The sequence below is a fragment of the Arenimonas sp. genome, assembly GCF_019459675.1.
Taxonomy (GTDB): Bacteria; Pseudomonadota; Gammaproteobacteria; order Xanthomonadales; family Xanthomonadaceae; genus Arenimonas.
This window is the reverse complement of the sequence record NZ_JAIBFH010000035.1, coordinates 1-3,880: the sequence shown is the minus strand read 5'-3', so window position 1 is coordinate 3,880 and position 3,880 is coordinate 1. Positions and strand designations below refer to the sequence as shown.

The window sequence follows — 3,880 nt, the reverse complement described above, 5'->3', positions numbered from 1 at the left end:
GGGGGGCGGGCGCGCCGGCGGGCCCCGCTGCATCAAGCGCCTTTCCCATCCCCCTTCCCGGAGCCTCCCCATGCTCGACCCGACCCTCAAGTCCCAGCTGCAGGCCTACCTTGAAAAGCTGGTGTTCCCGATTGAACTGATCGCTTCGCTGGACGACGGCGAAAAGTCGCAGGAGCTCTGGGAGCTGCTGACCGAGATCGCGCCGCTGTCGGGCAAGATCCGGCTCGAGCGCCGCGACGACGACGTGCGCAAGCCTTCCTTCGCCATCCAGCGCGTGGGCAGCGACATCGGCGTGCGCTTCGCCGGTCTGCCGATGGGCCATGAGTTCACGTCCCTGGTGCTGGCGCTGCTGCAGGTGGGTGGCCACCCGTCCAAGGCCAGCCAGGAAGTCATCGAGCAGGTGCAGGCGCTCGACGGTGACTACGTGTTCGAAAGCTATTTCTCGCTGTCGTGCCAGAACTGCCCGGACGTGGTGCAGGCCCTGAACCTGATGAGCGTGCTCAACCCGCGCATCAAGCACGTGGCCATTGACGGTGCGCTGTTCCAGGCCGAAGTGGATTCGCGCCAGGTGATGGCCGTGCCGAGCGTGTTCCTCAACGGCCAGCTGTTCGACCAGGGCCGCATGAGCATCGAGCAGATCGTCGCCAAGCTCGACGTGGGCGCCGAGCAGCGCGTGGCGGAGAAGATTTCCGCCAAGGGCGCCTTCGACATGCTGGTGGTGGGCGGTGGCCCGGCCGGCGCTTCGGCGGCGGTGTATGCGGCGCGCAAGGGCATCCGCACGGGTCTGCTGGCCGAGCGTTTCGGTGGCCAGCTGCTGGACACGCTGGGCATCGAGAACCTCATTTCCGTCGCCCACACCGAAGGCCCGAAGCTGGTGTCGGTGCTCGAGCAGAACGTGCGCGAGTACGACGTGGACGTGATGGACCTGCAGCGCGTGGAGAAGCTGGTGCCTGCCAGCGAACCCGGCGGCCTGGTCGAGCTTCAGCTCGCCAATGGCGCCAGCGTGAAGTCGCGCACCGTGGTGTTGTCCACCGGCGCGCGCTGGCGCCAGATGAACGTGCCGGGCGAAAACCTTTACCGCAACAAGGGCGTGGCCTATTGCCCGCACTGCGATGGCCCGCTGTTCATGGGCAAGCGCGTGGCGGTGATCGGCGGCGGCAATTCGGGTGTGGAAGCGGCCATTGACCTGGCCGGCGTCGTGGCGCACGTCACCCTGGTGGAGTTCGACGTCCAGCTGCGCGCCGACGAAGTGCTGCAGCGCAAGCTGCGCAGCCTGCCCAACGTCAACATCGTGCTGAACGCGCAGAGCACCGAAGTACGCGGCGATGGCCAGAAGGTCAACGCCCTGGTTTACCTGGACCGCGTCGGCGGCGCCGAGCACGTGCTCGAACTCGAAGGCATCTTCGTGCAGATCGGCCTGCTGCCCAACACCGAATGGCTCAAGGGCACGCTGGCGCTGTCGCCGCGCGGCGAAATCATCATCGACGACCGCGGCCAGACGTCGGTACCCGGCGTGTTCGCGGCTGGTGACGCCACTACGGTGCCCTACAAGCAGATCGTGATCGCCATGGGGGCAGGCTCCACGGCCGCGCTGGGCGCGTTCGACCACCTGATGCGGTCAGCCGTTGTGCCGGCGGCCCAGACCGAGCTCGCCTGAGCCGGGGGTGCCTGAAGCCGGTTCAGGGCAGGCCGAGGAATTGCGTGGTTTCGGTGAGCGCCGGCGAGGGATCCTTGCGGCGCAGGCTGAGCAGCAGGCCGATATGGCCCTCGCCGTCCACCGGTACGTAGCGCGAGCTTGATCCCGCGGCCTGCAGCTTCGCCTGCAGCCGCTCGCTGTTGATGGCCCAGACGATGCGGTCCTTGCGACCGTGAATCAGAAGGAAGGGCGGCTCATCACCGTCTGCGAAGTTCACCGGCTGGCTCAGGGGCCAGTCGACCTTTTCGCCGAATACTTCCCAGAGGTCGGGGTCGGTCAGCGGCAGGAAGTCGTAGGGTCCCGCCAGCGCCACCACGCCCGCCAGGTCGCGCGGCACCATGTCCACCGACGCCAGGTAACGCGGGTCGGTAGCCAGCAGCGCCACGATGTGGGCGCCGGCCGAATGGCCCATCACGAACACCCGCGCGGGATCGCCGCCCAGCCTTTGGGCATTGGCACGTGCCCAGGCGACCGCGCGCGCCGTGTCGTACATGAAGTCCGGGAACGCGTGCTCGGGCGCCTTCCGGTAGTCGGGCACCAGCACCAGCGCGCCCTCCCGGGCCAGGCGCTGGCCGACGAAGCGGTAACCCTCGCGGTCCCCGTCACGCCAGCTTCCGCCGTGCACGAACACCACCACCGGCGGCGCGACGGCGCCCGGGGACGCGATCGGCCGATGCACGTCCAGCGCCAGGCCACGGGCCGTGTCGTAGGTTTCGCTGGCTATCCGGTCGTCGTCGACGCCCAGGTTGATGGCGCGGTAGTAGGCGCCGCTGCAGCCCCCCAGGATCAGGCAGGTCAGCAGGGCAATCAGCATTCGCATTGGCAGGCCACGGTGTGAAGACAGCGCTATCATGGCGGTGCCCCCGTAAGGAACGCGTCATGAGCCCCCCAGAGCCTGCCGCCACGATCGACGCCGAACGCCTGTTTGCCGCCATTCCTGAACGCAACACCGGCGACTGCCTGCTGCGCACCATGCAGCAGCACCACGTGCAGCTGTCCACGATGGCCGACACCAAGGCCAACATCATCATCACGATGTCCTCGATTGTGCTGACGCTGGTGCTGGGGCGGCTCAACGACCCGGTGCTGCGCACCGCATCGCTGACGCTGGCGGCGTTCACCCTGCTGGCGCTGCTGCTGGCCGTGCTGGCGGTGCTGCCCAAGTACCGGCCGATCAAGCTGCAGGATGGCGCCATCCCGTCCCAGTTCAACCTGATGTTCTTCGGGCATTTCGCCGAACTCTCGCGCGAGCGTTTCCTCACCGAGATAGCGGCCGCGCTGAAGTCCGACGGCTCCGTCTACGAAACCATGGCGCGCGACACCTATGCGCTGGGCTATTACCTGGCCCACCACAAGTATCGCTACCTGCGGATGTCGTACATCTTCTTCCTGGCGGGGTTCGTGCTTGCCTGCTTCGTGCAGGTTTGGCATTTGCTGGCCCACTGACCGTGACCACGCTGGCCAACGCCATTCGCGAAGCCACGTCCCGCTTGGCGGGTGACGAGGCCAGGCTGGACGCGGAGCTGCTGCTGGCGCACGCCCTTGAGCGTCCGCGCAGCTGGTTCTATGCGCACGCCGGCGACCTGCTGGAACCACGCCACGCCAATGCGTTCGATGAACTGGTTCGGCGCCGTGAGCGCGGCGAGCCGGTGGCGCAGATCACCGGGCACCGCGGGTTCTGGTCGCTCGACCTGGTGGTCACCGCCGACACATTGATACCCCGGCCCGAGACCGAGCTGCTGGTGGAGCTGGCGCTGGATCGTCTGCCGCGCGCGGAGCCGCAGCGCGTGCTCGACCTGGGTACCGGCACCGGCGCGATTGCCCTGGCCATCGCCAGCGAGCGCCCCTTGGCCGACGTCACGGCGGTGGACGCCAGCGAGGCGGCGCTGCTGGTCGCCCGCGACAACGCCGTGGAGGCGGGGCTGCCGCTGCGCCTGCTTCCAAGCGATTGGTTTTCCGCCGTGGGCGGCGAGCGCTTCGACCTGATCGCCAGCAATCCGCCCTACATCGCCGACAGCGACCCGCACCTCCAGCAGGGCGACCTGCGCTTCGAGCCGCGCAGTGCGCTGGTCTCGGGCCCCGACGGGCTGGACGCCATCCGGGTGATTGCCCGCCAGGCGCCCGCGCATCTTCATCCCGGCGGCTGGCTCCTGGTGGAGCGAGGCCGCGACCACGGCCCGGCCG

4 protein-coding genes are annotated in these 3,880 nt (G+C 68.2%); 3 read left to right on the top strand and 1 reads right to left on the bottom strand.

The genetic code is table 11. The annotated features are described in order from the left end of the window. The first annotated feature begins 70 nt into the window (after nt 1–70). Nucleotides 71–1,657, top strand: coding sequence for an alkyl hydroperoxide reductase subunit F (gene ahpF, locus K0M70_RS01190; protein ID WP_290778202.1), 1,587 nt, complete (start codon nt 71–73; stop codon nt 1,655–1,657). Nucleotides 1,658–1,679: 22 nt separating this feature from the next. Here the strand turns inward: ahpF and K0M70_RS01185 are convergent, their stop codons facing one another. Further along, nucleotides 1,680–2,516, bottom strand: a complete 837-nt coding sequence (locus K0M70_RS01185; RefSeq protein WP_290778199.1) for an alpha/beta hydrolase — start codon at nt 2,514–2,516, stop codon at nt 1,680–1,682. Between the two features lie 59 nt (nt 2,517–2,575). Between K0M70_RS01185 and K0M70_RS01180 the strand changes: the two genes are divergently transcribed. Both K0M70_RS01180 and prmC read left to right on the top strand, forming a co-directional pair. Beyond that, nucleotides 2,576–3,142, top strand: coding sequence for a Pycsar system effector family protein (locus K0M70_RS01180; protein WP_290778196.1), 567 nt, complete (start codon nt 2,576–2,578; stop codon nt 3,140–3,142). 2 nt (nt 3,143–3,144) lie between these two features. After that, nucleotides 3,145–3,880, top strand: a 736-nt coding sequence (prmC, locus tag K0M70_RS01175) for a peptide chain release factor N(5)-glutamine methyltransferase (protein WP_290778193.1), incomplete at its 3' end; no start/stop codon positions are given.

Excerpts from the sequence above, each read along its gene's own strand:
- ahpF (WP_290778202.1), top strand. The coding sequence starts at position 71 with ATGCTCGACCCGACCCTCAAGTCCCAGCTGCAGGCCTACCTTGAAAAG.
- K0M70_RS01185 (WP_290778199.1), bottom strand. The coding sequence starts at position 2,516 with ATGCGAATGCTGATTGCCCTGCTGACCTGCCTGATCCTGGGGGGCTGC.
- K0M70_RS01180 (WP_290778196.1), top strand. The coding sequence starts at position 2,576 with ATGAGCCCCCCAGAGCCTGCCGCCACGATCGACGCCGAACGCCTGTTT.